At 52.2% G+C, this 15395-nt stretch carries 11 protein-coding genes; 3 read left to right on the plus strand and 8 right to left on the minus strand.

What is annotated here, in order from left to right; genetic code table 11:
- Positions 1-320: 320 nt before the first annotated feature.
- A complete protein-coding gene (locus A0W33_RS04045) occupies positions 321-1349 on the plus strand; it encodes an SDR family oxidoreductase (RefSeq protein WP_068836980.1) in 1029 nt (342 codons plus the stop codon).
- A gap of 146 nt (positions 1350-1495) precedes the next feature.
- Here A0W33_RS04045 and ggt read toward each other — a convergent pair whose 3' ends face one another.
- Entirely contained in the window at positions 1496-3187 is a 1692-nt protein-coding gene (gene ggt, locus A0W33_RS04050; RefSeq protein WP_082815118.1) for a gamma-glutamyltransferase, read from the minus strand.
- A gap of 308 nt (positions 3188-3495) precedes the next feature.
- Between ggt and A0W33_RS04055 the strand changes: the two genes are divergently transcribed.
- Positions 3496-4059 (plus strand): glycine zipper domain-containing protein, encoded by a 564-nt coding sequence (locus A0W33_RS04055; RefSeq protein WP_068839919.1) that lies wholly within the window; start codon positions 3496-3498, stop codon positions 4057-4059.
- Positions 4060-4159: 100 nt separating this feature from the next.
- Entirely contained in the window at positions 4160-4615 is a 456-nt protein-coding gene (locus tag A0W33_RS04060; RefSeq protein ID WP_068836981.1) for a YybH family protein, read from the plus strand.
- Positions 4616-4734: 119 nt separating this feature from the next.
- Here the strand turns inward: A0W33_RS04060 and A0W33_RS04065 are convergent, their stop codons facing one another.
- From A0W33_RS04065 to A0W33_RS04095, 7 genes are all read right to left on the minus strand, one after another.
- A complete protein-coding gene (locus A0W33_RS04065) occupies positions 4735-5409 on the minus strand; it encodes an OmpA family protein (RefSeq protein ID WP_068836982.1) in 675 nt (224 codons plus the stop codon).
- Between the two features lie 2 nt (positions 5410-5411).
- Positions 5412-7160 (minus strand): hypothetical protein, encoded by a 1749-nt coding sequence (locus A0W33_RS04070; RefSeq protein ID WP_068836983.1) that lies wholly within the window; start codon positions 7158-7160, stop codon positions 5412-5414.
- A gap of 9 nt (positions 7161-7169) precedes the next feature.
- Positions 7170-8135, minus strand: coding sequence for a hypothetical protein (locus A0W33_RS04075; protein WP_068836984.1), 966 nt, complete (start codon positions 8133-8135; stop codon positions 7170-7172).
- Between the two features lie 45 nt (positions 8136-8180).
- Positions 8181-11645 carry an acetate and sugar kinases/Hsc70/actin family protein gene (locus A0W33_RS04080; protein ID WP_068836985.1) on the minus strand — a complete coding sequence of 1155 codons (3465 nt, stop codon included), beginning with the start codon at positions 11643-11645 and terminating at the stop codon, positions 8181-8183.
- A gap of 212 nt (positions 11646-11857) precedes the next feature.
- On the minus strand, positions 11858-13309 hold the full coding sequence (locus A0W33_RS04085; protein WP_068836986.1) for a hypothetical protein: 1452 nt from the start codon (positions 13307-13309) through the stop codon (positions 11858-11860).
- A 3-nt stretch (positions 13310-13312) separates the two neighbouring features.
- A complete protein-coding gene (locus A0W33_RS04090) occupies positions 13313-13726 on the minus strand; it encodes a hypothetical protein (protein ID WP_082815119.1) in 414 nt (137 codons plus the stop codon).
- A 5-nt stretch (positions 13727-13731) separates the two neighbouring features.
- The gene (locus tag A0W33_RS04095) at positions 13732-15087 is read right to left on the minus strand and encodes a hypothetical protein (protein WP_139237199.1); all 1356 of its coding nucleotides are present in this window, start codon (positions 15085-15087) and stop codon (positions 13732-13734) included.
- Positions 15088-15395: the final 308 nt, after the last annotated feature.

The following is a 15395-nucleotide window of genomic DNA, read 5'->3' on the forward strand; positions in this document are numbered from 1 at the left end:
TTGAGGTAGCCGCTAAGGCATCCTCAAAATAATTTTAAGCGAAAGCGCCCCAGACTATCAAAGGTCTGGGGCGCTTTCGCTTTTATGTAGAGTCATCTTTTCCCGCCTCCGCCGCGGAGTTCTACATTCACTGTTTGACAAACAGAACAGCAGACTACTATCCTGTCTCATCAGCCACAGCCACCCAGGACAAGCATAAATTCAGAATGTAGAGTTCGTGTACTTGCTGCCAGAAAGTATAACTGCAGGGCCGAATTACTGCGTATAGCAAGGTAACTAATTGATCTTAAATACATTTTAACAAAACAAACTTAATAACTATGACAGTTACACTTAAACCCCTCTACGAGCAGGTAATGGTAATTACAGGTGCCTCCAGCGGCATTGGACTCGCAACGGCTCGCGCAGCGGCAAAGAAAGGCGCAAAAGTAGTGTTGGCATCCCGAAACAAGGAAGCACTTGAAGAGATAGAGCAGCAGATTAAGGGCGAAGGCGGCCAGGCCATCCATGTGGTGGCCGATGTGGGCCGCTCAGAGGATGTACAGCGTATCGCAGATGCAGCTGCGCGGCACTTTGGCGGCTTCGACACGTGGGTAAACGATGCCGGGGTTACCATATACGGACGGTTGGAGGAGGTAAGTGAAGAAGACAGCCGGCGCCTGTTCGATACAAACTTCTGGGGACTTGTGTCTGGTTCGCTAATCGCCGCACAACACCTGAAAACCCGCGGTGGCGCCATCATCAACATCGGCAGCGTCTTGTCTGATGTGGCTATACCAACTCAGGGGATGTATTCAGCCAGTAAACACGCGGTGAAAGGCTTTACAGATGCCCTGCGCATTGAGCTGGAGGAAGACAAGGCTCCAGTATCGGTTACCTTGATAAAGCCTTCGGCAATCAACACTCCCTACACCGAGCACGCTAGAAACTATACAGACAAAGCACTGACACTTCCGCCACCAGTGTATGCGCCAGAGGAAGTGGCCAACGCCATACTTCATGCAGCCGAGCACCCGAAACGCGACATCATTGTTGGCGGCGGCGGAAAGGCCATGAGCAGCACCAACAAGTATGCACCAGGCATGATGGATATGGCCAGCAGAAGTATGATGACCAACATGCAGTTGAAGGATGAGCCCGCACAGCACCACGAGGGTTCGCTGCACCAGCACGGCAAAGACGGCAAAGTGCACGGCAACTACGATGGCCACGTGATGAAAACCAGCCTTTACACGCGTGCCTCCATGCACCCGGTTATCACCAGTGTAGTGGTGGCAGCAGCCAGTGCCGCCGCCTTCGCCTTGCTTGGCAAAAACAACATTAAGCAGCGCATCAAGTCTATGAAGTAAGATGTCTTACAAAGAATAAAGACTAAGCCATACTTCCAGAAAGTTGATTTTGGGAAGTATGGCTTTTTGCTTGCGCTTCTACTTGCTAGAACATGGTGTAACTATACTGTTCATTTTTCCGCTCCTGTCATTCCCTTACGCCTTGCTTAAAAACCTGCAGCCGCATCATCGCCACGTGGGTCGGCACCGCCTTCCAGTTTCCCATTTGGTAAAACCAAAATGCCGGCAGCTCGCCCAATGCCCCCCTCTGGTTTGGGTACGATTTTGTGGCCTTTCCACCACAAGCTTAACGAAGTTTTCATTCCCAAAGCACCCCACTCTGACAGCACCCAATCCGGCTTCCATTGGTGGTGGAACCGGCCGGCATTCACCGCTCCCTGCATCGGCAACCCATGCGCCGTAACGTTCAGGATGATCTGGTAAACGGTGGTGATAATCGTGGAGCCGCCCATACTTCCCACTACCATAAAAAGCTTCCCGTCCTTCTCCAGTATAGTAGGCGTCATGGAGCTGAGCATGCGCTTGCCTGGTGCAATGGCATTTGCCTCTCCCCCAATCAATCCGTAGCTGTTCGGGTAGCCGGGCTTGATGCTGAAATCATCCATTTCGTTGTTGAGCAGGAACTGGGCACCGGCCACAAAAGTCTTGGCGCCATAGCTGCTGTTCAAGGTGGTGGTAACGGACACGGCATTTCCCGCGGGGTCTACAATGGAGTAGTGCGTGGTATTGGGACTTTCAGGCGGCACAGGCACGCCCGGCGCAATTTTATCACTGTCTGAGGCTTTTCCAGGGGAGAAATCAGCCATACTTCTTCTGATGTACGCGGTGTCCAGCAGCCCCCGCACCGGTACGTCATAGTAGTCAGGGTCGCCCAGGTGCTTTGCCCGGTCGGCGTATACCCTTCTTTCGGCTTCTATTTTCAGGTGGGCTGATGGGGCTGTATGCAGGCCCCATTCAGCTACCGGATAGTTTTGGGTGATATGGAGAAGTTGCAGCAGGGCAATACCGCCGCTGGACGGAGGCGGCATGGAAATAACGTTGTAATTTTCATACTTGCCGCTGATAGGCTCCCGCCAAATGGCTTCGTAAGCCGCCAGGTCTTCTTTCGTGATCAGGCCGCCCCCGCGCTTCATTTCTGCCGCTATTAAATCAGCGGTAGTGCCGGCATAAAATCCAGCGCGGCCCTGGTCCCGGATACGCTCCAGCACCTGTGCCAACTCCCCCAGCCTTAGCGTATCGCCTTCTTCCCAGTTGTCCTTCAGTATGAACTCAGGCCTGATACTGCTATATCGGATAAAATCCAGCCGGTAATCATTTAGCTTCCGTGCCTCTTTCTGGGTTAGCGGAAATCCGTTAGCCGCAAGGTCTATGGCTGGCTGCACCAACATTGCCCAGGGCAGGCTGCCATACCTGGCGTGGAGCTTTATCATGCCATCCACAGTACCGGGCACCCCGGCGGCCATATGGCCTTTTTCACTTAAGCCTTCTATCACCTCCCCTTCTTCGTTCAGGTACATGTCAGGCCGTGCGGCGGCCGGTGCTTTTTCCCTGTAATCGAGGGCGGCGGTGCTGCCATCCTGCTGCCGCAAAACAAGAAAGCCCCCGCCGCCGATGTTACCGGCATCGGGGTAAACCACAGCCAGCGCAAACTGCACGGCAACAGCAGCGTCTGCCGCATTTCCTCCTTGTTTCATTATTTCGGCGCCAACGGCAGAGGCAAGCGGGTGCGCAGAAACCACCATGGCTTTGTTCGTTACCAGCCCTACTTCGTGAAGCTCACGATGCATACACCCGCAGGTGCCTACAAGTATAAACAGGAAGAATATTCTTTTAATCATGCAATCGCTTTTAGAAGTCACCAGCCACGTATGGCTCTCATCAGTACCCGAAAAAAGTGCGGCGGGTTTAAAAGGTTGGTTTTGTTGTACAGTTTAAGACATGCTTCCCGTGCTGCAGCAGGATAAATTTTAAACTTGATGAGGCCGAAAATTCCCTTTGATCTTTAGCTGCTGCTGGTAAACAATAAATCTATAGGCTATATGAATAGGGTTTAAGGCCGTTAAAGGGCACTTTTACTGAATTGGCACGCGAATTGCAAATGCAGCTTTAAATTATTTGTAAGTGTTCTTCACTAAATAATATGGTTATGAAAAAGATAAGCTATGTATTCAGTTTTGTACTAATTTTCGCGATCGCATTTAGCGGATCGACCCAGGCACAGAATAAGAAGTGGAGCCCGCAGGCCAAAGGCACTGTGATTGGTGCAGCCACTGGAGCCGCTGCGGGTGCAGTCATTCACAAGCGTAACCGCGTGGTTGGTGGCGTTGTAGGCGGCGTAGTCGGTGCTGGCGCTGGCTACGGTGTAGGCAAAGTCATCGACAACAAGCAAAAGAAGAAAGAGGAGGCCAGAATAGCTGAAGCGAACAGAGTAGCCGAGGCAAACCGTGTGGCAGCCGCTAACCGTGCCGCTGCTGCCGAAAGAGAAGCCGCTAACAGGGCCATTGCCAAAAACGACAGACCTGTGGAACGCAAAGCGGTAGCTAACAAAGTGGCCACCCCGGCTCGTGTTGCTACGCCGGCCATGGCTGCTGCCTACAGCTATAACACCCTGCAGGACCCGATCATGGGATTGACCCTGATGCCAAACGAGTCGTACGGCGACCCTACCAAACCTTACTATACTTCAGAATACCGAAGAAAGAGCTGGTAACCCAGCCACAGTTTGCCATCTGGCGCGATGCACCGGGTTTGATTTCGGTGCATCGCGGTGGGCAACAGAAGTATGGCATTCACACTTAAAGACGAAAACGATGAAAAATCTCTTGTATATTTTCGCATTTGCAGCTTTGCTTGGCTCCTGCACAGAGAAAGAGGACGAAGTAAGCGTGCAGGAACTGAATAACCGCTTTATATCAGCCTGGAACAGCAACCAGTATGAGCAGATAGACGCGCTGCTGGCCGACGATGTACAGTTTGTACAGGGCGAGGTGCATTTTAAAGGTAAAAATGAAGTGGCTGAGCGCTGGGTAGGCGAAACACTCGGTACTATTACTGACCTGAAAACTAATGTGGTAAGCTCAGGTGAGGACAATAAGATCGCCTATGAGGCCGGTACTTTCTCTGTAGACGTACTGCCTTCCGGGCCGGATCAGCCGCACGGCTATGGCGAAGGCAACTTTATGCTGCTCTGGAAAAAAGGCGAAGACGGCGCCTGGAAACTTAGCTATGCGCAGTTAGAAGACCTGCCCGTTCAAATAAAGAACTAATTTGGGTAGACTTATACTTTAAATTATCTGCTTATAAAGAAGCCGGTTGCTCCACATGAGTAACCGGCTTCTTTTTTGTGACCATGTTCTTGTGCTAATATTACAGCTGTTGTTTATGCTTACTCTGCACGCCTTTCCGAAATTTCTACCGTCTCCAACGTGCCCACCTTCGGCAGAATCTGTATCACGAAACGGCGGTCACGGATATCGCCTTTGCGGCCCGCACCTTCAAAGCCACTGCCGGCAGCGATAATCTCCACCCGGTCCTTTGGGAATTTTATGCCCGCATTTTGCCAGAATCTGAGTAGCGCCAAGGCCCGCTGGTAACTTAACTCCAGCGCATACTCCCGCTGGGTTCTGTTGCGCGGATCTCCCTCAGGAAAGCTGGCCGCACGGCCGTCAATCACGATCAGATATTTGACATCTTTGTCTTCGATGGAGTTGATGACTTGGCTTAGGTTCTGGCCCGCCCTGCGAAGTGGGGCTCGGGAGCGGTCGGGAATCACGGCGCTGCTCTGTTCGAACAGCACATCCACCAGCAGCTCGTGCCGCTTATACTTCTCGTTGTACTGAAAATAGTCATCGTCCAGGCGGGCGAGGGCGGCTTTTATCTCGTCCAGCTTGCGCTTTTCCTCCACTTCCACCTGCAAACGGGCAATGTTCTCGCGGTTCTCCCGGTCTTTGCCTTGAAACATTCTAAAGCTTAGCACGAACAGCACCAGCATCACCAGGAACAGCACCGTCATCAGGTCGACATAGCTGGGCCAGAAAAAGTCTCTGCTCTCCTTGCTCATACTTACCTCCTGTTAGTACCGCCCCCGAATATTTTTCCGAACGCAGCTTTTAGCGGACCGGGTTCCATACTTTTGGCCATGTTCGCGTTTAGGGTCTGGAGTTGCTGCAGCAGTTGTTGCTGAATGGCTGAATCGGTTTCTATCTTCTGAAGCAGGCGCTCGTTCGTTTGCCGTATCTCCCCGGAAAGTTGCTGCTGCGTGCTGTTAAGTCTGTCCTGCTGCTGGTTCAGGTTCTCAAAGGGTTTCATGTAGTCCAGGATGCGCTGGTAAACATTGTCCTCGTTGATTCTCCTGAAATGCTCCTGCCACTTCTCGTACGCATTCTGCGCATCGCGCTCCTGGTGCTGCAGGCGCGCCTCCATCAAATCAGTAAGGCGAAGGGCGGCTTTATCAAAATACTGCTCCACCCGCGAACCGATGTCCTGCAGTTCCCGCTCGTGCTGTCCGAAGAAATTCACCTGCCGCTGAATAGACTCGTCGTGCTTTTGCAGGTAGCCCGGCACCTGGTCAAAGCCCTCCTGCAGGCTAGTCAGCCGGCTAAGCACATCGCTGATGGTGTGCGTAAGCTCCGCCCCTTTCTGCACCGATTCGTTCAGCGCCACCTGGTACTGCATAAAATTCTTAAACAGCTGCTCGCTTTCCTTCATCTTATCGAACACCTGCAGGTTGGCATTGGCCATCTGCGTGAACCCGATCTTGTCCAGCTTCTCTATAAATTCTTTTTGGGTGCTGATATTCTCTGTCAACGTGTCTACGATGGGCCGGAAGCCGAGCACCTTGTCCAGGAAATCCTTGTTAAAGGAGTCCAGCACCGATTTCAGGTTTCCCAGGCTGGCCGCCATATCAGAATTCAGCTTGGGCAGCAGGTGCGTTTGCAGGAAAGTATAATACTCGTTCTGATGCCTGTCTCTGGTGCTGCGGGCGTTTTTGAGCGCGTTGTTGCCCATCAGGGTGAGCAGCAAGCCAAAGAAACTACCGGCCATGGCAATCAGCACACCAAACAGGAAGGATGGAATATTCTGGTCTGTGATAAAGGAACCTGCTTCTGAACCAACTTCATCAGCTCCCAAACCTGAAAACACCAAGGTTGACAAACCGATGATCACCCCAGAGAAGGTACCCAGCAGGCCAATGTATAGCGGTGTGGCCACTGTCGACTGCACTTCATCGTCCAGCGCCTCGGAATAGCGCTCGGCTACATCCTTCAGAATATCAAAATCAGCGGCGGCCCCTTTGTTGCGCCGGAGGTACTCGTTCGTGTTTTTGATGATTTTCTGAAACGTCTCGGACGGATTCCGAACCTCGATCAGATCGGTAGTGGCGGCTTTACCCTTCGTGGCGGCCATACTTGCCTCAGGGTCGCCTTCCACCAGGTGAATGTTGTTGGCCTTTATCAGCTGGTCCAGCTTCTCGACAGTGGTGGTGTAGGACGGTACGGCACCGTTTTTTACCTCCACCTGCAGCACGTTGTCCTTCGCCGACACGATTCGTTTCAGCACCGGGTTGGTAGCCGAATACTCCCGGAAAGCATGGCCCGCTAGGAGAATTCCCCACAGCTGCTCGGCCGGTATACTTGCCGGGGCAGCTGTGGGTGTGTCGTCCAGAAAACGTTCCTGTACGGATAATTGCGCTTCGGAAGGAAACAGGTTCTGGATCAGCGCTATCTTACTTTTGGTGTTCCGGAACACATAGAACTGGTAACCAAGTATAAGCAGTACGAGTAACGCCTCAAGAATAAAAATCCCTTCCATGTAAGCGGTCTATCTGAAATCTATCCGTGCCTTCTCATGGATTCTCCATCCATTACCTACTCTGGTAAGCACACCATCCTGCTGCTGCACCACCTTGTTTACCATGCGGTTCGATGGCTTTTCAAAGTCGAAGGCGTTTTCCAAACGGTCAATGCCCTGCGCAATCACAAAGGCGTGGTTACCGGCCAGGTTAAATCTATACTTGGTGATGTGGCCCCCATCAGCCGGAACGTCCACCTCAATATAACTATCGGAGTCCGGTTGCTGCTGCAATTGGTGCGCACGGATCACGCCGTCTTCAGGTATGATGGCATAGCGTATACCTGATTCCATAACAGCGGGTGCTGCCTGATCCGGTGCTGCGGCGCTTTGCTCCAGTTCATCCAGCAAACCGCCCTGCGTAAACTCCAGCGCTGGGGCATTGCGTTGCCGTATTGGCTGCTCGCTCTCTGCATCCTGCAAGTCACTTCTGTCCATGGGCTCGTTGCGGCGCCTGTTCTCTCTTCTTCGTCTCGGCTGCTGCGCCCCATCCTCCAGTTGTTGACCTGGCTGTTGCTGATTTGGTTGTTGCTGCTGCCGGGGCTGCCTTTCCCTTTGCTCCTGCCGTTGCTCTGGCTGCTGCTCTCGAGATTGCTGCTCTTGCCGTGGCTGCTTTTGCCTTGGCTCGTTCTGGCGCTCCTGGCGGGACTCATTTTGTCGCTCCGGGCGCTCCTGGCGCGGCTTGTTCTGCCTCTCCTCCTGATCCTCTGAGCGCTGCTTCTTTCTTCTGCCGCCTTCGCTCGGCTCGTTGGATGCCCTGTTTCCCCTGCCTGCATTGCCCTCATACTTCCTGAGGCGCTCGTCCAGCATGTTGATTTTTTCCCTCAGTGCCTCCACCCGCTTCACCATGATGTTGTGCGAACTGTTAGCCCTGATAAAGGCGAAACCGGCCCCCACCAGGGAAATAAGGCTTATTATAATTGCTACATATTCCATGTGCTCGTGCTTTTGTTCTTTTTTGATGATGTTAATACAGCTACTCTAAGAGATCGCGCTAACCTGCGACTGCTGCCTGTACAGTTCTTTCGACAGCAAATATAGCGATTGTTTTAGTGGCATGAAGAACATGGTCTCGTGCAACTGCTCGCGGTCTGTCAGGCCGCGAACCGTATCCTCCAGCACCATGGTATAGCTGTCCTGCAGGTTGGAGCGCATGAAATCGAGCACGCGCATCGGGTCTACCTCCACACCCATCGAGCGCATCAGCGGCGAAATGTCCGGATCGTCAAGCAATAGCTCCAGGCAGTTCATTACGTTATCCATCACATGCTGGCGCAGCTCGCCCGTTATCTGGGTTTTAGTTACCGGCGTCAGGGCTTCTGCGATGTTAATAGACCCTGTTGGCTTCATGATCGGGATATTGGTCAGATCGTTCAGATCTGTTCCTTCCAGGGCCATAGCACCACCATTAGCAGTTACCTGCTTCGGATTATCTACCAGCACCAACTTAAAGTTAGCCGGTGGCTCCTGCCCCGTCACCTTATGGAAAATGGCCTTCGCATAGCGCTCTACATTCGAAAGGTTATTGCCTGCGCTCAACAGCTTGATGTACAAACTACCACGGCCACTGAACGAGATATAGCGCGGCACTTTCACATCGAGTTGCTGCACCAGTTGTGCCAGGTGGTACATGAGCGCACCAAAGTGCAGGTAGAACATTAACCGGAGCTGGCGCGCCTGCAGAAGCTGTGAGCTGTAGTTTAGTTCTTTGTCATAACTGAACAGCAGCGAGCTGATATCGGCAGAGTTGAAGTCCGGGTTATCGAGCGCCGTTTCCAGGAACTTGCGGTATTCGCGTCCTTCTTCTGTTAGCGGAATGCGCAACACGTGGTCCACGCCGTACTGCAGCAGACCATTGTCTTTGCTCGTTTTCACCGTGGCAAACCCATCGCCCCACAGGTCGTTGCCGGCAAAGCGGAAGGAAGAACTGTGTGATGGCTTACGGTTTGTGAACAACAGCACGTCGGTGGTACCACCGCCAATGTCTACGTTGATCAGGTTCTCATCCTGGCTCGGCACTACGGCACCTGTTCTGGACAGGAAGTAGAATGGCGCCACGGATTCTGTGATGCAAACCGTATTTCTGCCGTTTTTGAATACGCTGTTGTACACGCCGTCCCACACGTTCTGGAACATGTTGCGCGAGTACTCATCAAAGCTAAGCGGGGCAAACCACACGATCTTTGTGCTGGCCACATTGCCGTTGTTCATCACCACCTTGTTCTTTATCAGGAGCATGATTTCGGTGAAGAACGCCTCAATGCGGCGCTTGCCGGCGTTCGTCAGCGTTTCACTCCACTTCAGGTCGGTATGATACGTTTGCTTGTACTGGTCCTGGTGCGTGCCTTCGGTGTTGATGGAGAAACCGATGTTGATGTTGCCGAACAGGTTCGTGATTTGATTTTCAAAGTCAATCGACTCGCAGGTTGCTGTTCTGGTCGGGAAGTTATACAGTGAGCCACCGGAGCCGATGATCAAGGGTATAAACTCACGCTTGAGCAAGGTTTCCACGGCGAACAATCGACCGAAACCGCGCTTGTGGAAGCGCTGGTAATCCGTCAGTGCCGGATCTTCTGAAGGCTTGTTCAGCATCACCAGTTGCTGGTCGTTGGCGGTAATGGAGAACTCACGCGGCGGCTGGTTCGAACCCGAAGTATAGGCAATGTGCGTGTTTGAGGTTCCGAAGTCGATGGCAAAGGTGAAGTTGTGTATCCCCTGCTGTTTCTCCTCATACTTCGGCACGATCAGCGCCTTTCCATCAACGTCTACCCCGGCATGCGTGAACTCCGCCACATCGAAATGCGTGCCGCGAACCTCGTAATAAGTACTGCCGGCGCTGCTGTTGCTTTTCTTCGTTCGCTTGTGCGCCGTAGCAGAAATAATACCGCCTCCAGCTTCCAGCTGTTTGCCGCCGACATAGAAGGCCAGCGAATGATTCTTGTTCACCAGCAGCGGATCGATGTCCTCATCCACCAGCATCACCTTGTAGAAGTCGTTGTACTGCACGGCGTCCGTGAACTTGTAGAAAGGGAACACGCCCAATCCGATCTTGGACTTCACGATGCGGCCTTTTTCCGGTATCACATTGCCGTTTGCATCTTTCGAATTCAGCGGGTTGTCGTAGTAGCTGCGCTCATACACCACATTTCCTTTTTCGGTCGGTATGCTTAGCGTTACCCGCACATGGTTCACATCGATGTGGAACGTGAGGTGGTTGGCGAGGTCCTGCGGTGAGAAGAATTCAAAGTATAAGCTCGTGATCGGCAACAGGTAGTTGAAAGACTTCTCTGTTACTCCCGGCTGGTACACTACGGTGCCGCTGTAGAAGCGGTCGGTGTTTACCTCGTACGGCACCTGCACCAGCGTTTCCTGCAGCAGGTCGTTGATGGTCAGGTACGGATAGTTGAATCCGACACCCGGCAGGGAGCGGTTCTCCAGTGGTTTTTCATCAGCGTAACCAACCACTGTATTTACCGGCCAGGCCAGGTTGTTCACATACTTCACGTCCGGTGCTAAGCGTAGTTCAGGCTTCAGCACAATCGGCCGCTCGCCTGCAAAACCGGTGTGGGTCGGACGAATGAACAGGTCGCTGCTCGTCACAGCTGTCTGGTCTTTTTTCACCAAGAAATTTATATGCCCTACATGTACCGGGTTCTGCTGGAAATCCACCAACTGTAAATATTCAGAAGCAATGGCTCCCTGGCCCACGGCACCTGCCATGTTGATCTTGCGCAGCAGGTTCTCGTCCAGCGCATTGTACACCGCCGGAAAAGCCTGTATCATCGCTGGGTTTGATACAAAAAGCTTGTGCACATACTCCCTGAAATCCTGCTCCCTGTCCTCCAGCGACACATAGTTATGATCGAAGTAGGTGCCGATGTTCTGGGCACGGTTCATACTTAAAGGCTGCACATTTGGCGCCACAAACAGGAATGTCAGCGGCGAGGTGCCGCCTATCAATTGCATGTGCCGATCACCGCGGTTGTTCGTAGACTCGAAGAATATCAGGAAAATATCTTCGATGCCCTGAAAGCGGCTGTCGTTCATGAACAGCTCCAGGGTGCGGCCCAGCAAACTCGTATTCTGGTTTGCCTGCATCGCACCCAACTGCTGGTGCTTGTTCCAGCGGCGGATGATGATCTTGTTGCCAGCCTGAGCATAGCTCTGGTGGTTGTACAGCAGCTCCCACAAATCCCAGAAGTGCGTCACGAACTTGTGGTAAATGGTGTTGTTTCCACTTCCTGCCACACCGCGCTTCACAAAATCGAAAGCAGTTTCGAAGAGGTGCATTCGGGCAAAAGGCGTCGGAATAGAGGCATTGATCTTTAAGGCTCTGCCACCGGCGCCATCGGTTATATCTTTGATCTCGGTGCTCGTGATCTGGCTGGTTTTTGCCCAACCTTCCACGTTAGAACCGGTTTTATGTAGACGAAGTACTTTCGGCATGTTCGTTTTATTTTGTTAAAGTACAAAGAGAGCTTAGCAGCCCTTCACTTTATTTATGCTTTGGGGATCAGCAGCTACACTTGTTATCCCACTGTCCCCTTGAGGGGACTATAGGGGTGTTTGGCATCTGTTGATAAGAGGTCTTATTTCAGCAAAAGTTCGTGCACGATTACACCCCTGCGGTCCCATCAAGGGGACAGTCTCTTATTCGTTTAACTATACTTCAGCTTATCCTCCACCAGCGCATCTGTCGCGGTTTCGAAGGCCTTAATCGTTGCCTTGAAGGCATCCCGGTCAGAGATGGATTCGGAGGCGCGGTTAAGCTCTTTTACAAAGGAGCCCTGGTGGATGCCCTTGTTCAGGAAACCGGTCTCGATGTGCTTGTCTGACACCATGCGGTTGAAGTCGGTTTCGTTCAGGTTCAGCGCGTCAAACGTTCTTTCCTGTCGGCCTAATTCGCGCAGCCACGACTGGTAGCCATACTCCGGACTCGCCAGAAACTTGTTCAGCTCTTTGAACACTGGTTCGTTTCGAAGCGCGCCCGTCAGATCCACGCCTTTGGCATAGGCCGCCTGCGAATCGCTTGGCAGGTGATTCGTATAATAGCGCTCGAGATAATGGAAGCGGATCAACTGCTTGGCAATGCGGTCTTTTGTCTCATTGTCGAGGTGCGAGAACTGCACGTTGCTCACGTCTTCGCGCAGGCCATACTCGTGGTATACTTCGTTTCCGGAAAGCTCATTGTCGGAGTAATCCATGAAGTCCACGATAGCCAAAGCACTCAACAGCTCCACCAGGTGCGCATCGTTCTTCTGGCTGGCACGGCCCGGGTTGTTCTCCATCGGTTTGTCTGGCGTGTCTCCCATGTAGTAGACCGCGTTAACGCCGTTCAGGTGGTTCTGGTAGTAGGACAGCGCATCCTTTGCCTTGGTAGTGAAAGTATTGGAGTCGATGAAATCAGCTTCTACACCAGCGGCTGGTTGCTCCAACGAGAAGTACGGCAGCACTACCATGGCACCTGTCAGCGCAGAGTTCAGGCTGGCGGCGTTTGGCAGGCCCGTACGTGTATCCTTGAAGTTCTTCAGCAGCAGCGGGAAACCAGCAGCGCCTGTGCCGCCAAATATCGAGCTCACGAAGAAAATGCGGTCTCCGGCCTGGAAGTTGGAAGCGAAAAAGCGCATCTCCGGCGAATCGATGATCTCGTTCAGTACTACGCTACCCACATTCGGACTTCCACGGAAACCTACATCCAGGCTATTGTTCAGGTTCTCAGGCGTAAACAGCAGGTCGATCAGCGCCTGGCTTTCGATGTCGAGCTGGTTGTAGCCCACATGGTCTTTGAAAGGCTTGTTGATCCCGCCGAAATCGTATACAAAGCTGTCGCGGATCTTTGCGGTGCCGTCGCCGGCTATACTTGAAAGCGTGCTGATATCGGTATGGAAGAAACCTTCCTCACGGTGGCCGAGTGCGCTGTGGATGTGCTTGTAGGTTTTAAGCAGTTCCACAGTGCGGTTCATGTCGCCGTTCTGGGTATCGGGATCAATGATGATCGGTACTATTTTATCACAGTTCTGAATCTTGACACCTGCCGCCATCAGCATGACCAGCGAGCGGATCACGCGGGAGCCTGTGCCTCCTATTCCGAATACAAAAAGTTTTGCCATAGTTTATTTCTTATTGGGCCATTTCATCGGGGTTGTCCATGCCTGCACAGAGCCCCGCTTGAGTAGTATAGAGAAAACGAAGAAAAGGATGAGACTGTATATCATGTTCACAAAAGCGAACATATAGGTGTAAGAGTGCGTCTCAATGTCGTTGCCGCTCACCTGGGTGATAGGTATGATAAAGTGAATGATCGCGTTCAGGATCAGAAACATAACCCAGTGCTGCGTTTTATAAAGGCCGGTGCTCATCACACGGTTCAGCACATAGTAGTATAGAACCACCAGCGCCAGCGTGATGATGAAGAGCATCAGCCCGGTGTTTGGGAATACGACCTCGCGGTAATCGTTGGTGAAGTTGGCAGGGATGGGCCGGCCCAGCACCAGTTCGTAGAGTCCTGAAAAAAACTGTTGTATCATACGTGTTAGTCTGCTTTGTTGAATTGTATGGTTGAGTTGAAAACGAAGTCGCTCTGGTCGCGGTAAAGCGCCTGCACGCCATCTACTATTTTATCTAACTGGTAAGTTTTTTTCGGCTCGGCTGCCGGGTTGTTGTCGTTGTCGGTGGCCCACTTGTCTATCCAGGTCGGGTACACTTGCGGCAGTTGTACCGATATGGTGCCGGAACTGGCAGTAAGCTGCGGCACCCGCACCCGCACAAAGTGGCTATACTTGGCCAGATCAGGTGTGGCTTTTATACTTTCATCCGCCGCTGTAACCGAGGCTATACTTGCCCGGCTGCCGGTAGCGGCGACTTTAAGGTTCTTTTTCAGGTACTCCACCTGCTGCATCGACATCGGCAAGTTGCTTAAATCAAGTCCTATCGTGAACTCCACCGGCTCCTCTTTCTCTGGTTGCAGATTCACCAAGGTACACGGATCTGCGTTGCGGCTACTGCAGTACACCACACCGGCAGGGCTAAAGGCTCTTTCTTTCAGTAAAGCCGAGTAAGGCACCGCTTCGTACTCAAAACCGAAGTAGGCCTGCTGTGGCGGCAGGTTGCGCAGCACGCGGTTTGTTACCACCTGCACTTCCTGCTGCGGCCCGATCACCCAGATGTAGTATGGAATCTCTTCGCCGTTCAGCGTGCGTCGTACTTCAGGCTTTTTCACGGCTGGGTGGTACGTACCGAAGAACTCGGAGGTATTGGCAAGTATGGCGATGGCTAAGCCTTGATGCTCTGCTTCGCGGAGGCTGCTCCGGATATCGGCATCGAGTGAAATGAACTGCCCCTGATCGCTGGGGCCATGTATAAAATCGGAAACGATCACACTTACCGCGTTCTGATCAATGGAATTCTGCAAGGCCGCCTTTAGCATGGCTGGCAGCGGCGTGCCCCGCACATCATCCTTAATGCCACTCACAATGTAGCTTTTCATGGTGTTGTACGATACACTGTCCAGCACCGGGCGGCTCTGTGCATCTTCCTTAGCCAGGTAAAAGCCTTTGTTGGCTACATAACGCCCATCCTGTACTTCGGAGAGCAGCTTGAGCAGGTTGTTCTGAAAAGCTGTCGCCTCTTTTCCGGCCGCCGCGGTGGGCATAAAGCCTTTCATGCCGTTCGATATTTCCAGGTATACATTCACGTCCACCTTTTCGGGAGCCGCCGTGTTGGCTGTTGCTGCCGGGGCTTTGCCAGCGGGCTTTTCGTTCTGTTCCGATGTAGCTGTAACAGGGTCAGATTCCTCGTTGTCGCTTTGCTTTGTGAAGCAGCCGGACAGGATAAGGGCCATGCAAAGCAGCAGCGCGTGTAAGCTACTCACAGACTTAGTTAAGGGCATGTATGATAGATTTTAGCTGATTCGCAATTACTAAGATAACAAGTATAAGGTTGCTTGGGAATGTATACAGATTCTACTCTGGAACAACCGCTTTGCTAATATAGTATGTTAACGTTATATACAACGGGTAAGATGCAACTACTATTATAAACTCTGGGAATCAGGCAAACAAGAATACCCCGCCAGCACCCGGACAGAAGGAAATTTAAGTATGGAGAATGTTGATTAACAGCATCAGTTGCATTATACCTATATTCTAAGCTAAAACAACGACAGAAGGGCAGCAAAAGGGCCTGCAAATATAAATT

Origin of the sequence: Pontibacter akesuensis, from assembly GCF_001611675.1 — a bacterium.
Lineage (GTDB): Bacteria > Bacteroidota > Bacteroidia > Cytophagales > Hymenobacteraceae > Pontibacter > Pontibacter akesuensis.